Source organism: Vibrio sp. 1159 (assembly GCF_033340395.1).
GTDB classification, from domain to species: domain Bacteria; phylum Pseudomonadota; class Gammaproteobacteria; order Enterobacterales; family Vibrionaceae; genus Vibrio; species Vibrio alginolyticus.
On record NZ_JAWOWL010000097.1, the window covers coordinates 1 to 1459 of the forward strand.

Below are 1459 nucleotides of genomic sequence, written 5' to 3' on the forward strand. Positions count from 1 at the left end.
GTTTACTTTCGGGTGAAGAGCCTAAAATTGGTGAAAAGAAACTGACAGAAAAAAACTCGGCATAACGCCGAGTTTTTAAATGCATTTTAAGCGTGAACTTTGTTTAGGAAGCTCAACAACATCTGATTCACAAACTCGGGCTGTTCAAGCGAACTGATATGACCCGCTTCAGGAATCTCCACCAACTCACTGCCCGTAATGCAGTCATGCATTAGGTAAGATTCAAATACCGGACGCGGCTTATCTTCTCGACCAACTGCGATCAATGTTGGCAGTGCGAATTTTTCTGCATCTTCAATCACATCACGTCGCCCAAATACCATGCGACCGATACGAGCAACTTCTACAGCTCGCTCACCTGTTAGCGATTCAAGGCTTTGTTTAAATGAAGCGACCAATTCTGGGTGAACTTGATCCGCGTTATTCGCAAAGAACAGTGGTGCAACGGCTTCGATAATAGGCCCAGGAACACCTTGAACTTGGCTGATGGTATCTAGCATCGCAAAGTATTTTTTATGCGTCACTTCTGGTTCCCAACCAATAAAGGTATCCATCAACACCAATGACTTCACTCGTTGCGGGGCTTGAGCGGTCAGTTCCGCGCCCCACATGCCGCCAACAGATAAGCCAACAATGGAAAATTTGTCGATTTCCAAATGATCCATTAGCGCCAGCATGTGTTGGGCATAATCAACTAAAGACGTGGTCGAAGCAGGAGCGGCGTCCGATTCACCATGCGCCCATAAGTCAGGCACAATACAACGATAGGACTGGCTCAAAACTTCAATTTGAGGCGCCCACATTTGGCAATCCCACAAATAGCTATGTCCAAACAGCAGCACAGGCCCTTCGCCTTTGTCTAGGTAAGCAAGTTGCTGACCTTCAATTTCAAACTTCTTCATTGTTATATCCATTTATTATTCTTCCGCGCCATCCTATCACTGAACACAAAGAAAACTGCTCACATCAGTCTGGAAATCTCGCGCCTTTTTCTTGGGAAAATAAACCACAAAAACAAAGGCCTCTATAAATAGAGGCCAGTCAATATACAAGGTTTGATCACGCGATTGGCGTTAGCTGGTCAATTGGCCAGCGCGGACGCGCTTCTACCGACATATCTGCAACTTCACCGTTCTTCAAACGTTGCATACCCGCATACGCAATCATTGCACCGTTGTCAGTACAGAACTCGGTACGTGGGTAATACACTTCACCACCGATTTTCTTCGCAAGCTTCTCAAGCTCTGCACGCAAGCGACGATTCGCACTTACACCACCAGCAATAACGATGCGCTTCATACCGGTTTGCTCTAATGCACGCTTACATTTGATTGCCAACGTTGCACAAACGGCTTCTTCAAAAGCGTACGCAATATCAGCACGAGTCTGCTCGTCATCGCCATTCGCTGCAATCGTGTTTGCCGTGAAGGTTTTCAAACCCGAGAAACTCATATCCAAA

General features: G+C 46.3%; 1 protein-coding gene and 1 pseudogene. Both read right to left on the minus strand.

The features are described 5' to 3' along the window. Nucleotides 1-86: 86 nt before the first annotated feature. Nucleotides 87-902 carry an alpha/beta fold hydrolase gene (locus tag R7127_RS26120; RefSeq protein WP_025630825.1) on the minus strand — a complete coding sequence of 272 codons (816 nt, stop codon included), beginning with the start codon at nucleotides 900-902 and terminating at the stop codon, nucleotides 87-89. Nucleotides 903-1059: 157 nt separating this feature from the next. Beyond that, a pseudogene (locus R7127_RS26125) lies at nucleotides 1060-1459 on the minus strand (tRNA (adenosine(37)-N6)-threonylcarbamoyltransferase complex transferase subunit TsaD); the annotation flags it as partial.

What these genes read in the sequence shown, in the direction of transcription:
- R7127_RS26120 (WP_025630825.1), bottom strand. Translation starts at nt 902, where the DNA reads ATGAAGAAGTTTGAAATTGAAGGTCAGCAACTTGCTTACCTAGACAAA.